Here is a 21548-nt window from a genome sequence, read left to right on the forward strand (position 1 = left end):
TTCGGCTCGGGTCTCCTCTTTTGACCCGGGCGATCAATCTCCAGGATTGTTTTGAAAAACACCCGTTGGGCCATCTTGAACGATCCCGTTCAGAAGGAAAGATAAAGGATGGTGACAAGAGACTATGAATTCCTCCCTGCAATGCTCTTTGCCGATGGGGAGGGCCGCATATATGATCACCCCCATTTACGGATGGTGGGGTTTTCCGGGGACACCCCCTGTCTCCCGGAAAGGGAGGACCTGGTTCTTCTACCTGAATTCAGCAAACTCTTCTTCCTCCCGAAATGCCCTCCCTTGGGGCTGAACCCCGACACGGGGAAAATCGAGGTTGTGCGGGAGACCGAGATAGAAGGTAAAAACGCACCTTGCTTTGCCGTCGCCGCCTTTCTGGAACCCGGAATGGTCCGCACACATCTCCCCGCCGCGGATTACCGGGCCAAGGATTACGTACTCCCCATGTGGGCCTATACCGCCGTAGGATTCAAGGATGATCGATACTGGGCCTCGGCCTTCAGGATCGAGTATAACCATCGCTGGGATCCCCGCCGTTATGACGACCTTGAGCTTGTCCCGGCCATCGAGTCTTTTCAAAATAAATACCCCGCAGGCCCCCTGACCCGGCATCTGATTGACTGCGCCACCCTGAATCACTGCTTTGCGGCCAAGAACCTCTTCATGAAACGATGGGAAGCCCCCCTCCCCGTCAGCCGCACCTGTAACGCAGAGTGTCTGGGTTGTCTTTCCCTTCAAGGTTATGGCTCCTGCGAGGCGTCCCACCACCGCATTTCCTTCCGCCCCTCCAGGGAAGAGATCGTGGATCTGGCCGTTCGCCACCTCGAGGAAGCCCCCGACGCCATCGTGAGCTTCGGTCAGGGATGTGAAGGGGAACCCCTTATGGAATACCGGCTCATCGCGGAAAGCATCCGCGAGATTCGGAGACGCACCGGGAAGGGCACCATCAACCTCAACACTAATGGATCCAGGCCCGAGCGGGTCCGGGAAATCGCCCGAAGCGGCCTGGACTCGATCCGGATCAGCCTGTGCAGCGCGAGGCCGGAGGTCTACCGGGCCTACACCCGGCCAAGGGGCTTCGATTTCGAGGATGTCCTCCAATCCATCTCCCTATCCCGGGAAATGGGCCTCTACACCATGGTCAATTACCTGGTCTTCCCGGGGATAAGCGACCAGGAAGAGGAACTTACCGCCCTCGAGAAACTGGTGGAAAGAACGGGGGTCCAATTCATCCACTTGAAAAACCTGTGCATAGACCCGGAACTTTATCTAAGAAGCATACCCAGAACGGATTCACCCGCCATGGGTATGAGGCAGCTGGCAGGAATTGTTAAGAAAAATTTACCGGAAGTCGAGTTGGGGTATTTCAATCGGGCCGTAAGGTGAGATGCTTATCGAGACCCTTGAAATAACCAGGCCGTGAGACCGGAAACGAGGGAAAGACCCCCATGCCCCTTCAGTGGATATTCAAAATACTTCAATGTATGGTGCCTCTACCGCTTTGTATCCTAAACGGAGCGGTTGAAATTTCCGTGTTCCATTCCTGGCCGGAGACTTGATCTTGAACAAAATTGAACGTTTTTCAAAGGCCTCATTGTTTCATAAGCCGATCGTCTTCCGATACCGCATACAGTTCTTGCCCTCGTTGTTGTGGTCCGCGAAGGTGAGTTTTTCAATGTTTCGGTAGGCCTTTTTTCGGGCATCCTCCAGAGTGGAATCGCCGGCGATCACATGGAGGACCCTTCCCCCGAAGGTCACCAGCCCCTTTTCGGGGTCTTCGTCGACCCCGGCGAAATAGACGGCGACTCCCTTTTCCAGATCCTCGAGACCCAGGATCTTGTGTCCCTTTCCATACCTGCCGGGGTAGCCCTTGTTCCATCCCCGGGAGGCCTTGGACCGACCCTCCATGGCGATCACGTCCACATAATATTGCTTGTTCCAGACCTGCCGCACGGTGTCCAGGGTGCCTTCCCAGACCGCCGTCCCGATTTCGAACAGATCCGTGCTGAGTTTCCGGGCCAGGACTTCCCACTCAGGGTCTCCATGCCTAACATTGATCTCGAATACCTCAAGATTGTCGTAAGGATCGAGGTTCAAGCCGAAGTAGACAACCCCTTTGTAGGCCCACCCCAGATCGTTGTAAATCGCGTTGACCGTCGGGTTGACGATCTCCTTAACGATTCGGTTGACCAGCCAGGGGCTGACCAGCTTATGGGGGCAATAGCAGCCGGTTCCCCCCGTGTTCAAATTCCCTCCGAATTTCGCTATGGATTCCGTGTCATCGGGATCAAAGGCCGGCTTGTAGTCCTGGGCGAACATCTTGAGGGGCATGACATGTTCCCCGTCCAGATAAGCGAAAAAGGAGATCTCGGTCCCGTACTTGCGCTCCTCGATGACCACCCGGTTCCCGGAATCCCCGAAGGCCCTCTCGACCATGATCCGCTCCACGGCCGCCTCGGCATCCGGGACGTCCTCACATACGATGGCCCCCTTGCCGGCGGCCAGCCCATTGGCCTTGACCACCACCTGGTACCCGATGTTGCGTACATAGGCCTTGGCCTCGGCCGGGTCATCAAAGACACGGTACTCGGGCTTGGGGACACCGATACGCGTGAGCAGATCATCGGTGAAGGCCCTATCAGCCTCCAGGCGTACATATTCCTTTTTTGGGCCTACGGTTCGAATCCCTTTCTCGTTCAGGACATCGATCAGGCCTTCACCCAGCGGATTTTCACTGCCAACATCCACGAGGTCGATCTTCTTCTCTTTGCAAAATTCAGCGACGGCCCCGAAATCCTCAAGCCTCACCACCTCGATTAGTTTCCTTTTTCCCTTGGGCGTATAAAGAACTCCAGGGTTACCCGGGACCAGGTAAACTTTGTCCACATGCTGACTGTCGGCATAGCTGTCCGCCAGGCAGTGGTCCCTTCCTCCTGAACCGTAAACCAATACTTTCATTATATTACCCCCGTAAAAATGAAACGGATTCCGGGGAGTATAGGAAAGTGGAAATGGGGTGTCAAGGATCGGCGAGGACTCTCTTCTCCACGGGCCCGGACGGTTGAAGTATCCGGGCCTGGGCGTTCCCTGGGTCCAGGGACCTTCTCCGATTATGGAGGATTCCGGGAAGCAGGTATTTTATATTGTCAAATGATCCAACTTGCGCTTTAATAATGGATACTTAAATGTGTTCCGGTTATTGTTTTCAAATTTTCCTCTTGTTTGCGGCTTTGCCCATCTCATCTGGTCCGGATTCTGATATTTTCATCTATCGGGGGATCCTTTTCCGGCCCGGGGAGGGGAAAACCAGCCTTTTCCCTCAAAGAGACATCTTTGCGGGTTGATGGGAAAATGCTCCTTGGACGGACACTGAGCCATTGGGGAAATTTCTTTTCTGCTGCTATTCCAGGGGCTCCAGGCACTCTAGGAGGAACCATGAATATGATGCTGCACAAAGCAAGGTTGTTTCCCTTGTTTTTCGCGCTGATTTCTTTTCTCTTCCTGTTTCCCGGGTGTTCGAAGGATGAACAGGCGCCTCCTCCCGAGCAGAGGCAGAAGGTCACGGGCCTGATCAAGAGACCGATTCAGAAACCTCCGGAAGAAAAAGGGACAGGCCGGAATGAAGACAAGTCCCTGGACTCAGGATCCAACTTCCAAGAGGAAGGGGACATCTCCCGTGACAAGCCCGCCGAACCGGTTGCTGAGGCGGGGCCCTCCAAGGATGGGGGATCGAAGCCCCCGGAACCTGAATCCGGAGAAGCCTTCCCTTCCGCTGGAGAAAATGCGGCAGGGTATTATGTGGTCAGGAAAGGTGATACACTCAAAGGGATAGCCGGCAGGAACGATGTTTACGGGGATCCCTTGAAATGGCCGGTCCTTTACCGATTCAACAGGGATCGACTCGCTTTTGTCGGTCCGGATGAAACAGCGCCGGAGAAGAAACTCCGGGAAGGACTTCGACTCAAAATCCCCCGCCGGGAAGAGGGCCGGAAAAGGACTGAGCGGCGGTGGATCATCAACGTCCTTTCCTCCAGGCGCGAAGCGGAAATAATTCCTTCCGCCCTCAGGCTCATCAGGGAAGGATATCCCGTCTATCTCACCCGTGCCGAGGTAAAGGGAGAGGAATGGATCAGGCTCCGGGTGGGGTTTTATCGGAGCAAAAAAGAAGCGCAGGCCGAAAGTAAAAAAATCAAGGCGATGTTGCAATTTGGGGATTTGTGGGTTACGAAGGTCAGCACGGCCGAACTTGAAGAATTCGCAGGATACCAGGAAAACGATCGGGAGAACTCCTTACAATGATGAAAGGCAGAAGGATCGTGGTGGGGGTCACCGGGGGAATCGCCGCTTACAAGGCTGCGGAATTGGTCCGCCTGCTGGTCAAGGCGGGGGCGGATACCCGGGTGGCCATGACGGCCCACGCAACCAGGTTCATCACCCCTCTTACCTTTGAGGCCCTATCGGGGCATCGGGTCGTCTGGGACATGTGGGGCCGTGAGACCAAACCCCTGGATCATATCCAATGGGGCCAGGAAGCGGACCTCGTGGTCATAGCCCCGGCCACGGCCGACTTTATCGCCAAGATGGCCCACGGCTTGGGAGACGATTTCCTCTCCTCCATGATCCTTGCCGCAACGGCCCGGATCCTGGTCTGCCCCTCCATGAATACCCGGATGTTCCAGAATCCCGTGGTTCAGGATAACCTGCTGTCCCTTCGGAACCGAGGATACCATGTCATGGCACCCGGAGAAGGAGAACTGGCCTGCGGGACCGAAGGGCCGGGGAGACTGCCCGAGCCCACCGAGATCCTGGAACAGATCGAGGCCTTGGTCCGGGGAAAAGATCTCGAAGGTCTCAGGGTCCTGGTAACGGCGGGCCCCACCCAGGAACCCATCGATCCGGTCCGTTATATCACCAACCGCTCCAGCGGAAAGATGGGTTATGCCGTTGCAAAGGTCGCCGCTCAAAGGGGGGCCGAGGTGACCCTGGTGAGCGGTCCCTGCGATTTGAAACCGCCGGTCGGCGTCCGGCTTCATCGGGTCCGGACCACTGAGGAAATGCGGCGGGCCGTCTTGAAGGAGAGGCCGGGGGTCGACGTAATCATAAAGGCGGCTGCTGTTCTCGATTACAAGCCCAGGGAGATGTCCAGACAGAAGATAAAAAAGGAGAACGGGACCCCATCCCTCGATCTGGTATGCACCCCGGATATCCTGGCGGAACTGGGAAAAACAAAGGACACTCCCCCGTGTATTCTCGTGGGCTTTGCGGCCGAGACGGAAGATCTCCTGGCCCATGCCTCCCGGAAATTGAACCAAAAAAACCTCGACCTCATCGTGGCCAATGACGTAACCAGAAAGGACGCCGGGTTCGACGCGGATACCAACCAGGTCAAGATTCTTTATCGGGACGGACACACGGAAGATCTGCCCCTGATGAACAAAGAGGATGTAGCTGATCATATCCTGGACAGCGTGAAGATGTTATGGAAGAAGGAAGCCTGACCCCCCGGGAAGAACTCAGGGAAATCGTGACCCAGTTGAAAAACCTGCTGACCTTTGACCATGACCTGGGACTCGATGCCCCGCCCCTCTCCGAGGCCTCACTGTCCTACCTGGAAAAGGGGCCCTCCATGGCAGGATCCCTTGAAACCCTCAAGGAAGCCGTCATGGATTGCAGGCGTTGCAGGCTTTCCCAAAGCAGGACCCAGCCCGTGTTCGGCGAGGGAGACCCCCGGGCGCAACTGGTGTTCGTGGGGGAAGCCCCGGGAAAGGACGAAGATCTGAGCGGACGGCCCTTTGTCGGGGAGGCCGGGAGACTGCTTACGAGGATCATAGAAAAAGGGATGAACCTGAAGAGAGAAGAAGTCTATATCTGCAACGTGGTCAAGTGCCGCCCCCCTGGAAACCGGGATCCCCAGAGAGATGAAATCGAGACCTGTCTGCCCTTCCTGGAAAAACAGATCCGCCTGATCCGGCCGAAGGTGATTTGCACTTTGGGTCGAATCGCGGCCAAGAGCCTGCTGGGGAGGGAGTTCCGGATCAAAGCCGAAAGGGGGAAATGGCAATCCTTTATGGGGATTCCACTCATGCCCACCTTTCACCCCTCCTATATCCTGAGAAAACCGGAAATGGAAAAAACCTTGAAAGGCATGGTATGGTCGGACATCCAGGCGGTGATGAAACGGCTGGGATTGGAGGTCAGGAAGAATGCGCAATAGGCGTTACGGCTTTATTATGCTCTCCGGGATGATCCTTCTCGCAGGCCTTGCCCTGTTGTGGGGCTTCACGACCCAACCTGCCCGCTGCGGGGAACGGGAGGCCCTGATTCTTGATCTTGAGGGTCCCATCAGTCCAGCCAGCGCCTCTTTTCTCACCAGGGGCCTGAGCGAGGCCGAGGAAAGGGATGCCGCTCTTGTTGTCGTGCGGCTGGATACTCCGGGGGGGTTGGGTTCATCCATGCGGACCATGGTGAAGGCTATCCTGAATTCTCCTGTCCCGGTGGTCGTCTATGTCGCCCCGAGGGGGGCGGGGGCAGCCTCGGCCGGCGTGCTGGTGACCATCTCCGCCCACGTGGCCGCCATGGCGCCGGGGACCAACATAGGCGCGGCCCACCCTGTAAGCGCCGGAGGCAAGGACATTGAAAAGACCATGTCCGAGAAGGTGGTCAACGACATGGCCTCTTATGCCAGGGGCATCGCGAAAGACAAGGGCAGGAATTCGGAGTGGGTCGAGAAGGCCATCAGGGAAAGTGTTTCCATCACCGCAGACGAGGCCGTAAAAAAGGGTGTGGTGGATCTAGTGGCGGAGAACCTGGATGAACTCTTACGGCTGATCGACGGTCGGGAGGTGCTCGTCAAAGGGCAGAAAATCACCTTGCAGACCGGTGACCTTGTGAAAACCTATTATCGTACCGGATGGAGGGACCGGGTCCTTCGAACCATCAGCGACCCGAACATCGCCTACCTCCTCATGATGATCGGGATGGCGGGCCTCTTCATGGAAATCTACTATCCCGGTGCCATTTTCCCTGGGGTCATCGGCGCCATCTCCCTCATCTTGGCCTTTTACTCGTTTCAAACCCTGCCGGTCAATTACGCTGGGGTGCTCCTGATCCTTCTGGCCGTCGTGCTCTTTATCGCAGAGATCAAGGTGACCAGTTATGGTTTCCTCTCATTGGGGGGGCTGTCATCTTTGGTGTTGGGTTCCATCATGCTCTTTGACGATGTCAAGGTATCCTTGACATATCTGATTCCCACCGTGGCCCTCATAGGGGGATTTTTCGTGTTGGCCTCCACCCTGGCCTTCCGCGCCCAGTTCTCCAAACCGAAGAGCGGGAAGGAAGGGCTCATCGGGGAGGTAGGGATCGTGAAAAAAAGGATCGACCCCGAGGGATTAGTGTTTGTCCATGGGGAATACTGGCGGGCGGCCAGCAGGGATCCCATCGAATCGGGGAAAAAGGTGATCGTGGAGGGAATGGAAGGCCTGGTGCTGGAGGTAAAGGAGATCGGAGAGGAAAATTTCTCCCGGGGGCCTTCCAAGAGCGGGAGAAGCTGAGGGATTTTCAAGGCTTCCCGCCTTGATCAAAACCCATGATTCCATTCGGGAGAAGGAGGGAAAGAGATGCCTTTTTTGGTGTTTATTATCGTACTCGTTGTCCTGTTCCTCTGGTCGGCGATCAAGATCCTCAAGGAATATGAACGGGGAGTGATCTTCAGGCTGGGACGTGTCATCAGGACCAAGGGACCGGGGCTCATCATTCTCATCCCCATCATTGATAAGATGGTCAAGGTCAGCCTGCGCCTGGTGGCCATGGATGTCCCCCCGCAGGACGTCATTACACGGGACAACGTCTCCATCAAGGTCAACGCAGTGATTTATTTCCGGGTCATGGATCCGACCAAGGCCACCATCGAGGTGGAAAACTACCTCTTTGCTACTTCCCAGCTGGCTCAGACCACCCTTCGAAGCGTTTGCGGACAGGTGGAACTGGATGATTTGCTCTCCGAAAGAGAGAAGATCAACACAGAACTTCAAAGCATCCTTGACCACCATACGGATCCTTGGGGGATCAAGGTGACCACTGTGGAGGTCAAGCACATCGATCTTCCCCAGGAGATGCAGCGGGCCATGGCCAAGCAGGCCGAGGCGGAAAGAGAGAGAAGGGCCAAGGTGATAAACGCCGAGGGGGAATATCAGGCGGCGGACCGTCTGGCTCAGGCCGCGGGAATCATCCAAAAATATCCCGAGGCCTTGCAGTTGAGGTATCTGCAGACTTTAAGGGAAATCGCCTCTGAGAACAATTCGACGACCCTGTTCCCCATTCCCATAGATCTTCTCGCCCCGTTTATCAAAAAAAGTGAGGGGAAAGCTTAGGTCTTTCGAGGCTATAATGAGAGCAAACTTCTATCGGCTGAAGCCGATAGCTTTAGGGGTCAAGGGGCCAAGTGAAATGCCCAGAGGCAGGCTTGGAAGGCTCAACCAACCACTTGAACCCTTGGATCCTTGGACCCTATTATTAAAACGATCAAACCAAAATCTTCGCCTGAAGGCGAGGGATTCTTTTCCATTCCCGGATTGGAACATTAAACAGACCATGGTAGAAAGGAGTGATTCAAAGTCTCATGGATGAAGAAATCAAACAGGAAGAGACTCAGGACTCAACCGTTGCCGAAGAACAAAAAGCGGAGACAAGCGAGGAAGAAAAACCCCTGGAAAAGATGACCGCCAAGGAACTTCGGGAAGTGGCCCTCGGAATCCCGGGCATTACCGGGGTCCACGCCATGAAAAAAGAAGAACTTCTTGCCGCCATCAAGGAAGCCAGAGGAATTGCGGACGAAGAACCGAAGAAAAAAAAGAAGACAAAATCGACTAAAGAGATCGACGTCCGCCTTTTAAAAAAGAAAATCTCCAGTCTCCGGGAAGAAAAACGCGCGCTTCCCTCGTCTTCCCGAAAGGAACGCGATATCTTACGAAGACGGATCAACCGCCTTAAAAAGCAGACCCGAAAAGCAGTCTGAGGCGGATCCTGGTTGAAAACGGGCGCCCAGGCAGGCCCACGGAAGTGAGGGCTTCACTGGGCCTGCTTTTTTCCCGCTCCCTGGGCGGGCTCGGTGGAGACCCTTTCGTGGTGAAGGAAAAGCTTATCACCCCATTCAACGCAGTAGGCGTGGTCACGGCCGCCGGCGCAGGTGTGCGGATGGGGAGTGACCTGGCCAAGCAGTTTTTGGAACTCCAGGGGAAACCCATCCTGACCCATACCCTCGAGAAGTTCCAGTCCTGCCCCGACATCCGGGAAATCATCGTAGTGGTTCCCGAGGGAAGCGTGGACTTTTGCCTGGATCAAGTCGTAAAGCCTTACGGCCTGAGCAAGGTCTCGGAAATCGTTGTGGGGGGCGAGAGGCGGCAGGATTCGGTGCGCATGGGGATCGAGGCCACCCGGGGAGACTTTGATCTGGTGGCTGTCCATGACGGCGTCCGTCCCTTCGTTACCCCCGAATTGATATCCCGTATCGTGGCGGCCGCAGCGCAATACGGGGCCGCCACGGCAGGACTGCGGGCCAGGGAAACTGTAAAGGAGGTGGACGGGGAGGGATGGGTTATTAGGACCCATGATCGAAGGCGTTTATGGATGATTCAGACTCCCCAGGTCTTTCGATACCGGGACATTGTTTCGGCCCATCGCCGGGCCCAGCGGGAAGGATGGGAGGACTTGACAGACGACGCCTTGCTCATGGAGCGGATGGGGATTCCCGTCAAAGTTATCGAAGGATCAGAGGAGAATATCAAGATTACCACTCCGAAAGACTTGCTGCTGGGGAGGTTTTTTGTGGAGGCGGGAACCGGCTTTCCCCAGGGGGGCATGGGAGACTCCAATGGGCATGCATCTGAGAATCGGTACAAGGGGAAGCAGACTGGCCCTTGCCCAGAGTGAATGGGTGAAGGAACAGATCCAGCTTCGCCATCCCGACCTCCGGGTATCTCTCGTCAAGATCAAGACCAAGGGCGACAAAATCCTGGATTCCCCCTTAAGCAAGATAGGGGGGAAAGGCCTCTTTGTGAAGGAAATCGAGGCGGCTCTGCTCCGGGGTGAGGTGGATCTGGCGGTCCATAGCATAAAAGACGTCCCGGCCGACCTGCCGGAAGGGCTCGATATTTCCATTTTCCCGGAAAGGGAAGATCCCCGGGACGTCCTCGTCTCACCGAATTGCCGCACCTTGTCCGATTTGCCCGAAGGAGCCTCGGTGGGGACCGGGAGCCTGAGACGCGCCGCCCAGATTCTTCATTTGCGGCCCGATCTCCGGATCGTTTCAATAAGGGGTAATGTGGACACCCGCTTGAAGAAACTCCGGGAGCAAAATTTGGGCGCCCTGGTACTTGCAGCGGCGGGCCTAAGGCGGTTGGGGCTCAAGGAGAACATAATGGAATACCTTGATCCCGAAAAAATCCTTCCGGCTATCGGACAGGGGGCCCTCGGCCTGGAGCTGCGGCGCGAGGATACCCGGGTTAGGGAACAGGTCGAATTCCTGAACCACCGGGAAACGGAACTCTGTGTCAGGACGGAAAGGGCCTTTCTGAAGACACTGGGTGGTGGATGCCAGGTGCCCATCGCGGGTTATGCCAGGTACGAAAACGGGAAAATCGAATTAAGCGGCATGGTGGCGGAATTGGACGGTAGCGGGATCATTCGGGATCGGTTGGACGGTAACGGCTCAGACCCTGAAAAGATCGGAATCACCCTCGCAAAACGGCTCCTGGCATCGGGGGCTGAGCGGATACTGGCGGAATTAATCCCAGACGAATAAATAAGGCTGGCAGACCTATCATGGCGGTATTCCGTTTTTTGAGGATTCAAGGGGTCGAACAAGTTGGGATGAACTGAGAATGGGAAAAAAAGGAAAGGTCTACCTCGTGGGTGCAGGTCCCGGTGATCCGGGTCTCTTGACCTTGAGGGCGAAGGAGTGCATCGAAAAGGCGGATGTTCTGGTTTACGACTATCTGGCCAATGAGGTGTTTCTCGAATACGGGCGGCCTGAAGCCGAACGGGTCTATGTCGGGAAGAGAGGAGGGTGTCATACCCTGAGCCAGGAGGAGATCAACCGACTCATCATCTCAAAGGCCAGGGAAGGCCTCTCCGTTGTAAGGCTTAAAGGGGGAGATCCCTTTATTTTCGGCCGGGGCGGGGAAGAGGCCCAGGAGCTGGAGAGAGCCGGGGTCCCATTTGAAATCGTCCCGGGAGTGACCTCGGCCATAGCCGTTCCCGCCTATGCGGGAATTCCACTGACCCACAGGGATTATGTATCCACGGTCGCATTTGTCACCGGACACGAGGATCCAGGAAAGGCCTCCTCGGGTATTGCATGGGACAAGCTGGCCACCGGGGCCGGAACCCTGGTCGTGCTCATGGGCGTGGGAAACTTGGCACGCATCATCCAAAACATCGTTGCCTGTGGCAGGTCGCCTGAAACACCGGTGGCAATCATCCAAAAGGGTACTTCCCCTGCCCAGAGGACCGTTGTGGGCACATTGGAGGACATTACGGAAAGGGCCCATCAGGCGGGTTTGAAACCCCCCGCCGTGATCGTGGTTGGAGAAGTCGTTACCCTGAGGGGGGAACTCAACTGGTTCGAAACCCTCCCCCTCTTCGGCAAGCGCATTCTGGTGACCCGGGCCCGCAACCAGGCAAGCGATTTCCTGGCGCGCTTGAGGGAGTTGGGGGCCGAATGCATCGAATTCCCTACCATAGAAATCGCCCCTCCAAAGAGCTGGAGATCACTGGACAGGGCCGTCCGATCCCTGGGAGATTACGACTGGGTGGTATTTACCAGCGTTAACGGCGTCAGGGTTTTCTTTGAGCGGTTACCCGCCCTTGGTCTTGATGTCAGGGTACTCGGGGGAATCCGGATCGGGGCGATCGGACCGAAGACCGCAAGTGCGCTGGAATCAAGGGGAATACACCCCGACATCGTTCCGGGAGAATACCGGGCGGAAGCCCTGGTGGAGGCCTTTGGAAAGAAGAAGAACACCCGACTTCGGATCCTGCTTCCAAGGGCGGCCCAGGCCAGGGATGTCTTCCCCAGGGAACTGGAGAAGATGGGCGCGCTCGTGGATGTTGTGGAGGCATACCGAACGGTGAAGCCCCAAACGGAAAAGACCCGAGTGATGAAGATGCTGGAGGGAGGGGAGATCCACATGATCACCTTCACCAGCTCATCCACTGTAAAGAATTTTTTAGACATGTTCAGTGAGGATGAGGTTCAACGGCTCCACCAGTGGATGGAAGGAGTCCATGTGGCCTGTATCGGGCCCATTACGGCTGATACGGCCGGCGCTTTGGGGTTCAAGGTCACCCTGGTGTCTCATGAATACACGATTGAGGGTCTCACCGAAGCGATCTTGAAATTCTACCGTAGAAATCAAACCTGATACCGGGAAGAAGATGCCCTTCCTATAACCCTAACGGGTCCCGATCTCCATCGTCCTTTCACAGGCGTCCATTTCGCAAATCTGAAAACCGAGCTTGCGGTATAGTTTGATGGCGATATAGTTGGTGTTTGCGACCGTCAACCAGACAGACTCATAGCCCATCCGAGACGCCTCTTCGAGACTTCGGCGGGCCAGAGCCGTCCCAATACCTAGGTTCCTGTAATCCTGGTGGACGAATATGATGAATTCCGCCGATCTCCCGCCTGGATCGGGAATCAGGGCGGCATGGCCAAGCACCTTTCCCTCCCGACAGGCGAGGAAATTCATGCCCGTGGTAAAAACATTTTCCACCCAGCTACGGCGGGTTTCAGAATCTTCCGGTGGAAGTCCCTGGGAGGCAGGGCGTGGTGAAAAATCATCGTACATCTCCATCAGACCGATTATATCCTCCCCCGTCCCGAACTTTAACTCGAAAGGTTCGCCAAATTTATCCCTTGAAACGACACATGGACGGGTGGTGGTTTTCGTATCCACACTGATCCCCCTTGGCCGCGGCAAACGGACGAGAGGCAGGGAAAACCGCAAGCCGGGTCGGCAGGTGACTTGTACCTGATGGTTCCTGTTTGAATTCTAAGACAGGCCGGATGGGCCGTCAAGCCGTGAAGCCCGAAAAACCCGGAGAGAATGGATCCACAAAAACTTGACACCTTCCCCGCTGCTCTTTTAACGTAAAGTAGGATACCATGACGGAAAGGAGGTGAATTTCGATTCCACCACACCCATTTTCAACTTTCATCCCATAGGAAGGGGGACACATCATGGCCGGAAGCACTTATAAGATCATTGAACTCGTTGGGACGAGCGATACCTCCTGGGAAGAGGCCGCCAAGGTCGCCGTGGAAACCGCCGCTGAAAGTCTCAAAGACTTAAGGATCGCCGAAGTCACAAAGCTGGACCTGACCATTGAAAACGGAAAGGTCAGAAATTACAGGGCCCGGGTAAACGTTTCATTCAAATACGTGAAAGATTAGGATCCATAGCTGGGACCCGGGGGTTCCGGGTCCTTTTCCTCTGCCGGAGGTAAGGCGAGACCTTTGAAAAACGCCCCCTTTTGCCCAATTGCGGCGTCAGGCTCAAATTTCAATCCTCAAAATACTAAATGTATTCCTGCGGTTGAAATTTTCGCCTTCCTTGAACTTGAGCATTTTTCAAAGGTCTCAAGGCTTTTTACGCACATCCGAGGAGATTTGAATGGATATCACTAAAAAGAAACTAACGGTTCTCGATCAAATTACCGCCTCGGACAAGGTCCGAAGAAAGATCATCGATGCGGCCAGCATCCTTTATGCCAAGAAGGGGTACAGGGCCACTTCCATCGAGGAGATCTCGGAAAAGGCCGGTGTGAGTCTCCCGGTCACCTACCATTACGCCCGGAACAAATCGGGCATAATGAGAATGATCATGGAGGATGTTCTCAATATCTTCCGGGAAACCCTCACCAGGGAGATATCGAATATCGAGGACCCCGAGGAAAAACTTGCGCTTGCGGTCATCATCTATTTTCGGGTTGTGGAACAGCACAACAAGAAGGCACTTTTGATCTACCAAAAATCCAGTTCCCTGGAGAAATCGGACAAGACCAAGATAATGGACCTAGAGGTTCAGGTCTCCAAAGTGTTCGGGGAGATCATCCAGGAAGGCATAGACAAAGGAGTATTCAAGGACGTGGATGTGGACCTGGCGGCTTACAATATCATCATGATGGCCCACATGTGGGTCCTGAAGCATTGGCATTTCAAAAAAAGGCTCACCCATGACCGGTATACGGACCTACAGTTGACACAGATCATGAGGGCCCTCTGCAAAAGGGAGACCGACCGGTCCCCCGAAAAGGAATGAAAGCTGGTTTCAACCTATAAATGGCTTCTTTTCATCCCGCTTGCAGCGGAACGTCAATCGGCAAATCCCCTTTAAAATGAATTAAGGCACAATTCCTTTACCTTTTTTTCAGAAAAACCACCATTCGTTTCCTCTTCCCCGGGAGCCGATAGGTCCGCTTTTTCGCGATCTTCAGCCCGTATTCCTCCATGACACCCCGGCAGACCTCCAGGTCCTTTTCCCCTGCCGCTCCCAGAAACCCCACCAGACCCCCTGCCCTGGTAATACGGTGAGCACACAACCCTATGACTCTCCCCAGGTCGGCCACAGCACGTGCCGTCACGATATCGTAGTGGGGCCTGATAGGGGGCGGGGTTTTATGCCCCATCCTTCCCCGGATAACCCGGAGATCCTTCAGGTTCAAAAGCCTGGAGACATGTTTCAGGAAGCTGACTTTTTTCGAGTGGGGTTCGAGAAGATCCGTTTGGAGCCTTGGGGAACAAATCTTCAGGGGAATCCCCGGGAGACCGGCGCCGGAGCCCACGTCCAACAACGTCCCCTCCTCCGGGAGCCAAGGTAACGGGAGCAAGGAATCCAGAAGGAGTTCGTTGATTACGTCTTCCATCCTGGAGAGGCCTATAAGGTTCACACGTTGGTTCCAGTCCCAAAGTTCATCCAGGTAGATCTGAAAGAGATCCAGTTGATCCGGGGTCAATTCGATCCCGAAATCTCTACTCCGGGCTCTCAGCAGGTCCATTTCCTTCCCTGACACCTCTAAAGAATCACCCTCCTCTTGATGATGCCGACGGCCTCCTCCGGGCTGTCAACGACCCTGAAGATCTCCAGGTCTGAACGAGATATGGACTTTTCCCTGAGGAGAGTGTCCTTCATCCAGTCAAGTAACCCCTTCCAGTACTTGGTGTCCATGAGGATAACGGGAAAAGGTTTGATCCTTTTCGTCTGAATCAAGGTGAGAGATTCGAAAAGCTCATCAAGTGTCCCGAAACCACCCGGCATGATAATATAAGCCACGGCATACTTGACGAACATCACCTTCCTAATGAAGAAATACTTGAAGTCCAGCCTTAGATTCGCGTACTTGTTCGGCCGCTGCTCATTCGGAAGATGGATATGGAGCCCTACGGACTTCCCACCCGCCTCCGCCGCACCCTTGTTGGCCGCCTCCATGATGCCGGGCCCTCCCCCCGAAATGACATTGAACCCGCTCTCGACCAGGAGCCTGGCCACCTTTTCGGTAACCTTATAGATGCGGCGGTTTGGGTGTACCCGAGCCGACCCGAAGATGGTAACGGCCGGATGTACATCGGGCAGGACATCGAAGCCCTCTACAAATTCAGCTATGATATTAAACATCCGCCAGGTCTCGTCCCTGGTCAACTCATCCACAACATACTGATTCTCTCGCATGATAGTTCTCCCGTCTTGACCCCAAAAATATGCTTTTTTGAAAAAACAACCAAAACATTTTTGATCAAAATAATTTACCGCTTCAAGCAGAGACCGCAAAGGAACCTTGCCTTGGAATCAAATGGTATATACGAATATCTCCCTGATTCTATGGTCTCCAAAAACCCCTGCAAGATCCAGTCCTGCCAAAAACCGATCAGATCAGGATATCCCCGAAGATTATCCCTTCAAAAAAAGGAAAAAAGTGCTTGACAAAACGGAATATCCGGTTAGTCTAGCATCCCTGTTATTCGCGCGGCACCCATTTTTGAGGGCCGCTTTTATTATGCAGAAAGGAGATAATAAGTGATTCATCGTTGTAAGCATGGACTGATCGAGGAACAATGCAGTTATTGCAGGAATATGGCCAAGAGAAGACAACTACGTAAAAACACTTCTGAAATCGAGGAGGCCCCCGAAAGGAACAGGAAGCAAGCGGACAAGCTGAAAAGCTCGGGGAGCTGACTCATTCCCTTCCCGCTACAAAAACCGTTCGCATGAAATCCCCGATTATTCAAGATCCAACAGGCTGTTGAAAAACATTGCAAGCGCAGTGGTTTTTCAACAGCCTGTTAAGGCGAATTCAACCTTCGGGGACCAAAGGAGCCTTATTACGTATTTCCCTAAAGGTCCCCTGTGATATCTCCACTCGCCTCTTCTGCCCGTCCCTGCCCCATATCACCAAAATCCTCATCCTTGCTGCAAGGTCCACGTTTAGATAAAGTTGCCAACAGACGAAAAAAAACATATTATCTTGATTTCATAATTCATCCCGAAAACGCTTTAGACCACATTGGACATTTCGAGACCCAAGGAACCCTTTTTGAGAAAAACTGAAATGAGAGTCGGTATCAGTGTATCCGAAAACCCTGATGCGGGAATTTCCGGACAGGAAGCGATTTGATCTTTCCTCTGGTGGCGGGAACGTCCAAGATCCCGACCTTACCCTCGCCTTCCTCCATGGTTAAAATGGCGAGTAAAGCCCTTTCCGGGGGCTCCAATCCAGGCGGGCCGCAATATTAGGTATCATCAGGGACCACACTCACATTTTTCTTACCGGCTATCACAGACCGCAGCCAGAGCTGCGATCCGGCCACGTGAAAATCCTTTACAACAACCGGGATGATAAATCCATCCCCACTTCCAAGAAAAGGAGATGCCAAGACATGAAAAAGCTGGATTACATGGCCGTAGCCGAGAGAATCATGAAACAGATCAAGAGGGGTGCCTTTCTGACCGTCAAGGCCGGTGACGCCCTGAACACCATGACCATAGGATGGGCCGCTGTCGGGTTCGTGTGGAACAAACCCGTGTTCATGGTGGCGGTGAGGGACTCCCGCCATACCTTCGGGATCATAGAGAAGGCCGAAGATTTTACCGTTACGGTACCCACGGCAGACATGAAAGACGCCCTCATGTACTGCGGCACGAAATCGGGAAGGGATGTGGACAAGTTCCGGGAATGTAACCTCAAGACCAGAGACGGCCGCACGACATCCTCTCCTATCATAGACATCCCTGGGATCCAGTTCGAGTGCAGGATCGTTTTCAAGGCGCCCATGGATCCCAAATACCTGGCAAAGGAATACGACGAAAGGCTCTATCCCGAGAAAGACTACCATACGTTATACTTCGGCGAGATCCTGGACTGCTACGAAACAACGTACGGTTAGAATCCAAAGAAAAAATCCCTGGGAAATCGGACCGTAAATTTCGGTTTATGCCCCAGGGTAATCCGGGCCCGGAACGGTCGATCGAGCACTGAAACCGGTCGGAGGTAGGCCAGCCTCCATTACGGAGTGGAAACCTTTGGTCCCTCGAATCATTTCAGACAAAAAATTCAAGTCTCCACCTGAAGGCCGGCCAGGCGGCAGCAACCAAGGATTTTCCCCCATTCCTTGAAGAAGCCAATAAAAATTTCAGGGGAATACCATGTCCCAATACGTTGTTAAACGTCTTATTTCCACCATACCCGTTCTCATTGGAATCTCCATCATGCTCTTCTTCATGCTGCGCGCTCTTCCCGGCGATCCCGCCCAAGTGCTCGCCGGCCAAATGGCAACGCAGGAAGACATTCAACTCATTCGCACCCAGCTTGGACTGGATAGGCCCATTTACATCCAGTATGCGACCTTTTTTTGGCGTTTGATCCGGTTTGACCTGGGGAGATCGGCAAGGACCCAGAATCCCGTTATCCTTGAAATCTGGGCCCGTCTACCGAATACCATCATCCTGGCAGTGATCGCCATAACCCTGGCCTGCCTGTTTGGGATCCCCGCAGGCATCATCTCGGCCGTCCGGCCGTATTCTGTGCTGGACTATTTCGTTACCGCCGCGACCCTCTTCGGCATCTCCATGCCCGTCTTCTGGCTCGGGCTCATGCTGGTGGTCGTCTTTTCCGTTCTGCTTCATTGGTTGCCCGCCGGCGGGACGGGTTCATGGAAACATCTCATCCTGCCCTCCATCACCCTGAGCGCTTTCGTGGTGGCCTTCATTGCTCGGATGACCCGTTCAAGCATGCTCGAGGTCCTCTCCCAGGACTATACGACCACAGCCCGCTCTAAAGGGCTGAAGGAAAAGGTGGTCATCATAAAACATGCCCTGAAAAACGCACTCATTCCAATTATCACCGTAGTCGGCCTTCAATTCGGGATGCTCCTGGGGGGGGCTGTTTTAACAGAGACTGTATTTGCATGGCCAGGACTGGGCCGTTTGATCGTGGATTCCATTCTGGCCCGTGACTATCCAGTAATCCAGGGAGCCATCCTCATCTTTGGGCTCCTTTACATACTGGTTAACCTTATAGTTGATGTGATTTACGCCTTTGTGGATCCGAGGATTCGTTATGACTGATGAAATCCAGAGCACAGGATGTCTTACCCTGAATCGTCCAACACCCGCCGGCCGGTTCAGACGCTTTTGGTTCAAGCTCAAGCGAAACAAGGCAGCTCTGGCTGGAGGAGTCCTGATACTGTTCTATTTATGCACTGCGCTTCTGGCACCGGTTCTCTTTCCCGGGAACCCATCGGTCCCTAATCTCGGCATGGCCCTGGAACCCCCCACCCTGGAACACCCCCTGGGAACCGACGAACTGGGTCGATCCATTCTTGGCAGGATCATATATGGTTCCCGGGTTTCACTTTTGATCGCCGTAGGGGTCGTTTCGGTGGGATTGTTTATCGGAGTGCCCCTGGGGCTCATCTCAGGATACTATGGAGGAAAGATCGATTTCATCATTCAACGAATAACCGACACCATGTTGGCCTTTCCCGGTTTTTTATTGGCCCTGGGCCTCGTTGCCGTCCTGGGAGTGGGTCTCAAGAACGCCATGGTCTCCGTGGGTATCGCCATGATTCCACTTTACATCCGCCTTGTCAGAGGCTGCACCCTGGCGGTCAGGGAGGAAGTTTACGTGGAGGCGGCCCGGGCGGTTGGTACCAGGGATTCCGTCATCCTGATCAGGCACATTCTGCCCAATGTGATGATTCCCATCATTGTTCAAACGAGCCTCGCCATGGGCATGGCCATCCTGTTTGCAGCGGGACTGGGATTCCTGGGCATCGGGGTACAGCCGCCCACACCGGAGTGGGGAACCATGCTTGGATCCGGCAGGGCATATATCTTCCGCGCACCCCACGTCGCCACCTTCCCCGGCATCGCCATCTTTCTTGCTGTTCTGGGATTCAACCTCTTGGGTGACGGCCTGAGGGACGCACTTGATCCGAGGTTCAAACTATGAATGAACGGCCCAAACCCCTTCTTGAAATTCAAGACCTGCATACCCGCTTTCACACAATGGATGGAGTTGTAAGTGCCGTAGACGGGGTTGATTTTGAAGTTTATAGTGGCGAAACCTTGGGGTTGGTCGGGGAAAGCGGTTGCGGCAAAAGCGTCACTGCCCTCTCCATTTTGCGGCTTTTGCGTTGTCCTCCGGCTGAAATCAAAGGGCGGATTCTTTTCGAGGGTGAAAACCTCCTGGAACTCGACCGAGAAAAGATCAGAAAAATCAGAGGAAATGATATATCGATGATTTTTCAGGAACCCATGACCTCTCTGAATCCGGTTTTAAAAGTCGGGGAGCAGATCGCTGAGGCCGCCAGGCTGCACAAAGCCATGAATCGCCCGGGATCCTGGCGGTGGGCGGTTGAGATGTTGCGGAGGGTTCAAATACCGGAACCTGATGCGAGATCCAGGCAATATCCTCACAAGTTCTCCGGAGGCATGCGACAGAGGGCCATGATCGCCATGGCCCTGTCCTGCAACCCACGGCTCATTTTGGCGGATGAACCGACCACGGCCCTGGATGTAACCATCCAGGCCCAGATCATGGCCCTTTTACAGCAACTTAAAGATGAATTTAATACCGCCATTTTGTTGATTACCCATGATCTAGGTGTTATTGCGGAAATGGCCAGCAGGGTCATCGTCATGTACGCGGGCAAGGTGGTGGAGGAGGCACCGGTTAAAGATCTTTTTAGAGATCCCAGGCACCCTTACACACAAGGTCTGCTGGGATCGATACCAGTAATAGGCCGCAAGGAACAAACCGGCCGCCGCCTTCAGGAAATATCAGGTATCGTTCCCAGTCCGAATGAAATGCCTTCCGGGTGCAGGTTTCATCCTCGATGCAGTGAAGCAATGGATCGGTGCCGCCGGCAGGAACCGCCGATGACCCGTCTGGGCGAACACAGACGGGTCAATTGCTGGCTTCAGGCTGAAGTGTCATAAAGGAAGGATAATATGCAACCATGAAAAAAAGGGAAAAGGGATTCCCATGGCACTTTTAGAAGTTGAAAACCTGAAGAAGTATTTCCCGGTCAAAAAAGGAATACTCTCCCGTACTGTCGGGTATGTGCGGGCGGTGGACGGGGTCAGTTTCACCCTGGATCGCGGTGAAACCCTCGGCCTGGTGGGAGAAAGCGGATGCGGGAAGACTACCGTGGGTCGCTCGATATTACGCCTCATCGAACCTACCGACGGCCGTGTGGTCTTCAACGGAAAGAATTTGCTTGACCTGGACCGTGAAGAACTTAGGAACATTCGAGCATCACTTCAAATTATTTTCCAGGACCCCTTCTCGTCTCTGAATCCCCGTATGAGTGTCGCCCAAATTATAGGAGAACCGATCCAAAACCACATGAAGATTTCAAAAAAGGAAATCAGGGACAAGGTCGCCTATTTGATGGAACGCGTCGGGCTCCACCCCGACCAGATGAATCGCTATCCTCACGAGTTCTCAGGAGGACAACGCCAGCGGATCGGTATCGCCCGGGCCCTGGCTCTCAATCCCCTTGCCATCATTTGTGATGAACCCGTCTCGGCCCTGGATGTCTCCATTCAGGCCCAGGTAATAAATCTCCTAGTCCAGCTTCAGGAACAGATGAACCTTTCATATCTGTTTATCGCCCATGATTTGAGTGTCGTGGAACACATCAGCGACCGGGTGGCCGTCATGTATTTGGGGCATATTGTGGAATTGGCGACAGACAAGGAACTCTACCGTAATCCGCTGCATCCATACAGCCAGGCATTACTCTCGGCGGTTCCCATTCCCGACCCTGAGATCAGCAGAAAGAAAATCCTTCTTCAGGGGGATGTACCAAGCCCCCTGAACCCTCCCGAAGGTTGTCCCTTTCACACCAGGTGCCCGGAACGCAAGGAAATATGTACCGAGGAGACACCTGTCTTCAGAAACATGGGCGGTGAACATTGGGTCGCCTGCCACCTCAGGTAGTAATGAGTAAAGGAAAAGAAGGGTATCAGGGTGCTCCG

22 protein-coding genes are annotated in these 21548 nt (G+C 54.3%); 18 read left to right on the forward strand and 4 right to left on the reverse strand.

The genetic code is table 11. From position 1 onward, the window contains the following. The first annotated feature begins 108 nt into the window (after positions 1-108). Positions 109-1398: a radical SAM protein gene (locus JRF57_03215; protein MBW2302703.1), complete on the forward strand. Its 1290-nt coding sequence runs from the start codon at positions 109-111 to the stop codon at positions 1396-1398. A 213-nt stretch (positions 1399-1611) separates the two neighbouring features. Here JRF57_03215 and purD read toward each other — a convergent pair whose 3' ends face one another. After that, entirely contained in the window at positions 1612-2970 is a 1359-nt protein-coding gene (gene purD / locus JRF57_03220) for a phosphoribosylamine--glycine ligase (protein MBW2302704.1), read from the reverse strand. A 483-nt stretch (positions 2971-3453) separates the two neighbouring features. On the opposite strand from purD, the gene JRF57_03225 reads away from it, so the two are divergent. The 9 genes from JRF57_03225 to cobA all read left to right on the forward strand — a co-directional run bounded on the left by JRF57_03225 (position 3454) and on the right by cobA (position 12431). Then, positions 3454-4311 (forward strand): SPOR domain-containing protein, encoded by an 858-nt coding sequence (locus tag JRF57_03225; GenBank protein ID MBW2302705.1) that lies wholly within the window; start codon positions 3454-3456, stop codon positions 4309-4311. Next, positions 4308-5510 (forward strand): bifunctional phosphopantothenoylcysteine decarboxylase/phosphopantothenate--cysteine ligase CoaBC, encoded by a 1203-nt coding sequence (coaBC, locus tag JRF57_03230; protein ID MBW2302706.1) that lies wholly within the window; start codon positions 4308-4310, stop codon positions 5508-5510. Before JRF57_03225 ends, coaBC begins: the two co-directional genes overlap by 4 nt. Continuing rightward, positions 5492-6226 carry a uracil-DNA glycosylase gene (locus JRF57_03235; GenBank protein MBW2302707.1) on the forward strand — a complete coding sequence of 245 codons (735 nt, stop codon included), beginning with the start codon at positions 5492-5494 and terminating at the stop codon, positions 6224-6226. The genes coaBC and JRF57_03235 overlap by 19 nt, the downstream gene beginning before the upstream one ends. A 28-nt stretch (positions 6227-6254) precedes the next feature. After that, positions 6255-7562: a nodulation protein NfeD gene (locus JRF57_03240; protein MBW2302708.1), complete on the forward strand. Its 1308-nt coding sequence runs from the start codon at positions 6255-6257 to the stop codon at positions 7560-7562. Positions 7563-7628: 66 nt separating this feature from the next. Further along, positions 7629-8381, forward strand: a complete 753-nt coding sequence (locus JRF57_03245) for a slipin family protein (protein ID MBW2302709.1) — start codon at positions 7629-7631, stop codon at positions 8379-8381. Between the two features lie 344 nt (positions 8382-8725). Further along, on the forward strand, positions 8726-9025 hold the full coding sequence (locus JRF57_03250; GenBank protein ID MBW2302710.1) for a transcription termination factor Rho: 300 nt from the start codon (positions 8726-8728) through the stop codon (positions 9023-9025). Between the two features lie 44 nt (positions 9026-9069). Next, positions 9070-9939: a 2-C-methyl-D-erythritol 4-phosphate cytidylyltransferase gene (gene ispD, locus JRF57_03255; protein MBW2302711.1), complete on the forward strand. Its 870-nt coding sequence runs from the start codon at positions 9070-9072 to the stop codon at positions 9937-9939. Then, positions 9881-10810, forward strand: coding sequence for a hydroxymethylbilane synthase (hemC, locus tag JRF57_03260; protein ID MBW2302712.1), 930 nt, complete (start codon positions 9881-9883; stop codon positions 10808-10810). Before ispD ends, hemC begins: the two co-directional genes overlap by 59 nt. A gap of 79 nt (positions 10811-10889) precedes the next feature. Further along, entirely contained in the window at positions 10890-12431 is a 1542-nt protein-coding gene (cobA, locus tag JRF57_03265) for a uroporphyrinogen-III C-methyltransferase (GenBank protein MBW2302713.1), read from the forward strand. A 30-nt stretch (positions 12432-12461) separates the two neighbouring features. Here the strand turns inward: cobA and JRF57_03270 are convergent, their stop codons facing one another. After that, complete coding sequence (locus JRF57_03270; protein ID MBW2302714.1) at positions 12462-12965, reverse strand: GNAT family N-acetyltransferase; 504 nt, start codon at positions 12963-12965, stop codon at positions 12462-12464. A 284-nt stretch (positions 12966-13249) separates the two neighbouring features. On the opposite strand from JRF57_03270, the gene JRF57_03275 reads away from it, so the two are divergent. Then, entirely contained in the window at positions 13250-13462 is a 213-nt protein-coding gene (locus JRF57_03275; protein MBW2302715.1) for a dodecin domain-containing protein, read from the forward strand. A 220-nt stretch (positions 13463-13682) separates the two neighbouring features. Beyond that, positions 13683-14330: a TetR/AcrR family transcriptional regulator gene (locus tag JRF57_03280; protein MBW2302716.1), complete on the forward strand. Its 648-nt coding sequence runs from the start codon at positions 13683-13685 to the stop codon at positions 14328-14330. A gap of 97 nt (positions 14331-14427) precedes the next feature. Here the strand turns inward: JRF57_03280 and rsmG are convergent, their stop codons facing one another. Together rsmG and JRF57_03290 are read right to left on the reverse strand one after the other, a co-directional pair. Then, positions 14428-15081 carry a 16S rRNA (guanine(527)-N(7))-methyltransferase RsmG gene (rsmG, locus tag JRF57_03285; protein MBW2302717.1) on the reverse strand — a complete coding sequence of 218 codons (654 nt, stop codon included), beginning with the start codon at positions 15079-15081 and terminating at the stop codon, positions 14428-14430. 2 nt (positions 15082-15083) lie between these two features. Then, the gene (locus JRF57_03290; GenBank protein ID MBW2302718.1) at positions 15084-15737 is read right to left on the reverse strand and encodes a TIGR00730 family Rossman fold protein; all 654 of its coding nucleotides are present in this window, start codon (positions 15735-15737) and stop codon (positions 15084-15086) included. A gap of 345 nt (positions 15738-16082) precedes the next feature. Between JRF57_03290 and JRF57_03295 the strand changes: the two genes are divergently transcribed. From JRF57_03295 to JRF57_03320, 6 genes are all read left to right on the forward strand, one after another. Beyond that, entirely contained in the window at positions 16083-16241 is a 159-nt protein-coding gene (locus JRF57_03295; protein ID MBW2302719.1) for a hypothetical protein, read from the forward strand. 701 nt (positions 16242-16942) lie between these two features. Continuing rightward, positions 16943-17449 (forward strand): flavin reductase family protein, encoded by a 507-nt coding sequence (locus tag JRF57_03300; GenBank protein MBW2302720.1) that lies wholly within the window; start codon positions 16943-16945, stop codon positions 17447-17449. A gap of 259 nt (positions 17450-17708) precedes the next feature. Then, the gene (locus tag JRF57_03305) at positions 17709-18629 is read left to right on the forward strand and encodes an ABC transporter permease (GenBank protein ID MBW2302721.1); all 921 of its coding nucleotides are present in this window, start codon (positions 17709-17711) and stop codon (positions 18627-18629) included. Continuing rightward, complete coding sequence (locus JRF57_03310) at positions 18622-19515, forward strand: ABC transporter permease (protein ID MBW2302722.1); 894 nt, start codon at positions 18622-18624, stop codon at positions 19513-19515. The genes JRF57_03305 and JRF57_03310 overlap by 8 nt, the downstream gene beginning before the upstream one ends. Further along, entirely contained in the window at positions 19512-20504 is a 993-nt protein-coding gene (locus tag JRF57_03315) for an ABC transporter ATP-binding protein (protein ID MBW2302723.1), read from the forward strand. Before JRF57_03310 ends, JRF57_03315 begins: the two co-directional genes overlap by 4 nt. Positions 20505-20550: 46 nt before the next feature. Beyond that, the gene (locus tag JRF57_03320; protein MBW2302724.1) at positions 20551-21510 is read left to right on the forward strand and encodes a dipeptide ABC transporter ATP-binding protein; all 960 of its coding nucleotides are present in this window, start codon (positions 20551-20553) and stop codon (positions 21508-21510) included. Positions 21511-21548: the final 38 nt, after the last annotated feature.

Source organism: Deltaproteobacteria bacterium (assembly GCA_019310525.1).
Taxonomy (GTDB): Bacteria; Desulfobacterota; DSM-4660; order Desulfatiglandales; family HGW-15; genus JAFDEE01.

What these genes read in the sequence shown, in the direction of transcription:
- JRF57_03215 (MBW2302703.1), top strand. Translation starts at nt 109, where the DNA reads ATGGTGACAAGAGACTATGAATTCCTCCCTGCAATGCTCTTTGCCGAT.
- purD (MBW2302704.1), bottom strand. Translation starts at nt 2,970, where the DNA reads ATGAAAGTATTGGTTTACGGTTCAGGAGGAAGGGACCACTGCCTGGCG.
- JRF57_03225 (MBW2302705.1), top strand. Translation starts at nt 3,454, where the DNA reads ATGATGCTGCACAAAGCAAGGTTGTTTCCCTTGTTTTTCGCGCTGATT.
- coaBC (MBW2302706.1), top strand. Translation starts at nt 4,308, where the DNA reads ATGATGAAAGGCAGAAGGATCGTGGTGGGGGTCACCGGGGGAATCGCC.
- JRF57_03235 (MBW2302707.1), top strand. Translation starts at nt 5,492, where the DNA reads ATGGAAGAAGGAAGCCTGACCCCCCGGGAAGAACTCAGGGAAATCGTG.
- JRF57_03240 (MBW2302708.1), top strand. Translation starts at nt 6,255, where the DNA reads ATGATCCTTCTCGCAGGCCTTGCCCTGTTGTGGGGCTTCACGACCCAA.
- JRF57_03245 (MBW2302709.1), top strand. Translation starts at nt 7,629, where the DNA reads ATGCCTTTTTTGGTGTTTATTATCGTACTCGTTGTCCTGTTCCTCTGG.
- JRF57_03250 (MBW2302710.1), top strand. Translation starts at nt 8,726, where the DNA reads ATGACCGCCAAGGAACTTCGGGAAGTGGCCCTCGGAATCCCGGGCATT.
- hemC (MBW2302712.1), top strand. Translation starts at nt 9,881, where the DNA reads ATGGGCATGCATCTGAGAATCGGTACAAGGGGAAGCAGACTGGCCCTT.
- cobA (MBW2302713.1), top strand. Translation starts at nt 10,890, where the DNA reads ATGGGAAAAAAAGGAAAGGTCTACCTCGTGGGTGCAGGTCCCGGTGAT.
- JRF57_03275 (MBW2302715.1), top strand. Translation starts at nt 13,250, where the DNA reads ATGGCCGGAAGCACTTATAAGATCATTGAACTCGTTGGGACGAGCGAT.
- JRF57_03280 (MBW2302716.1), top strand. Translation starts at nt 13,683, where the DNA reads ATGGATATCACTAAAAAGAAACTAACGGTTCTCGATCAAATTACCGCC.
- JRF57_03290 (MBW2302718.1), bottom strand. Translation starts at nt 15,737, where the DNA reads ATGCGAGAGAATCAGTATGTTGTGGATGAGTTGACCAGGGACGAGACC.
- JRF57_03300 (MBW2302720.1), top strand. Translation starts at nt 16,943, where the DNA reads ATGAAAAAGCTGGATTACATGGCCGTAGCCGAGAGAATCATGAAACAG.
- JRF57_03305 (MBW2302721.1), top strand. Translation starts at nt 17,709, where the DNA reads ATGTCCCAATACGTTGTTAAACGTCTTATTTCCACCATACCCGTTCTC.
- JRF57_03310 (MBW2302722.1), top strand. Translation starts at nt 18,622, where the DNA reads ATGACTGATGAAATCCAGAGCACAGGATGTCTTACCCTGAATCGTCCA.
- JRF57_03315 (MBW2302723.1), top strand. Translation starts at nt 19,512, where the DNA reads ATGAATGAACGGCCCAAACCCCTTCTTGAAATTCAAGACCTGCATACC.
- JRF57_03320 (MBW2302724.1), top strand. Translation starts at nt 20,551, where the DNA reads ATGGCACTTTTAGAAGTTGAAAACCTGAAGAAGTATTTCCCGGTCAAA.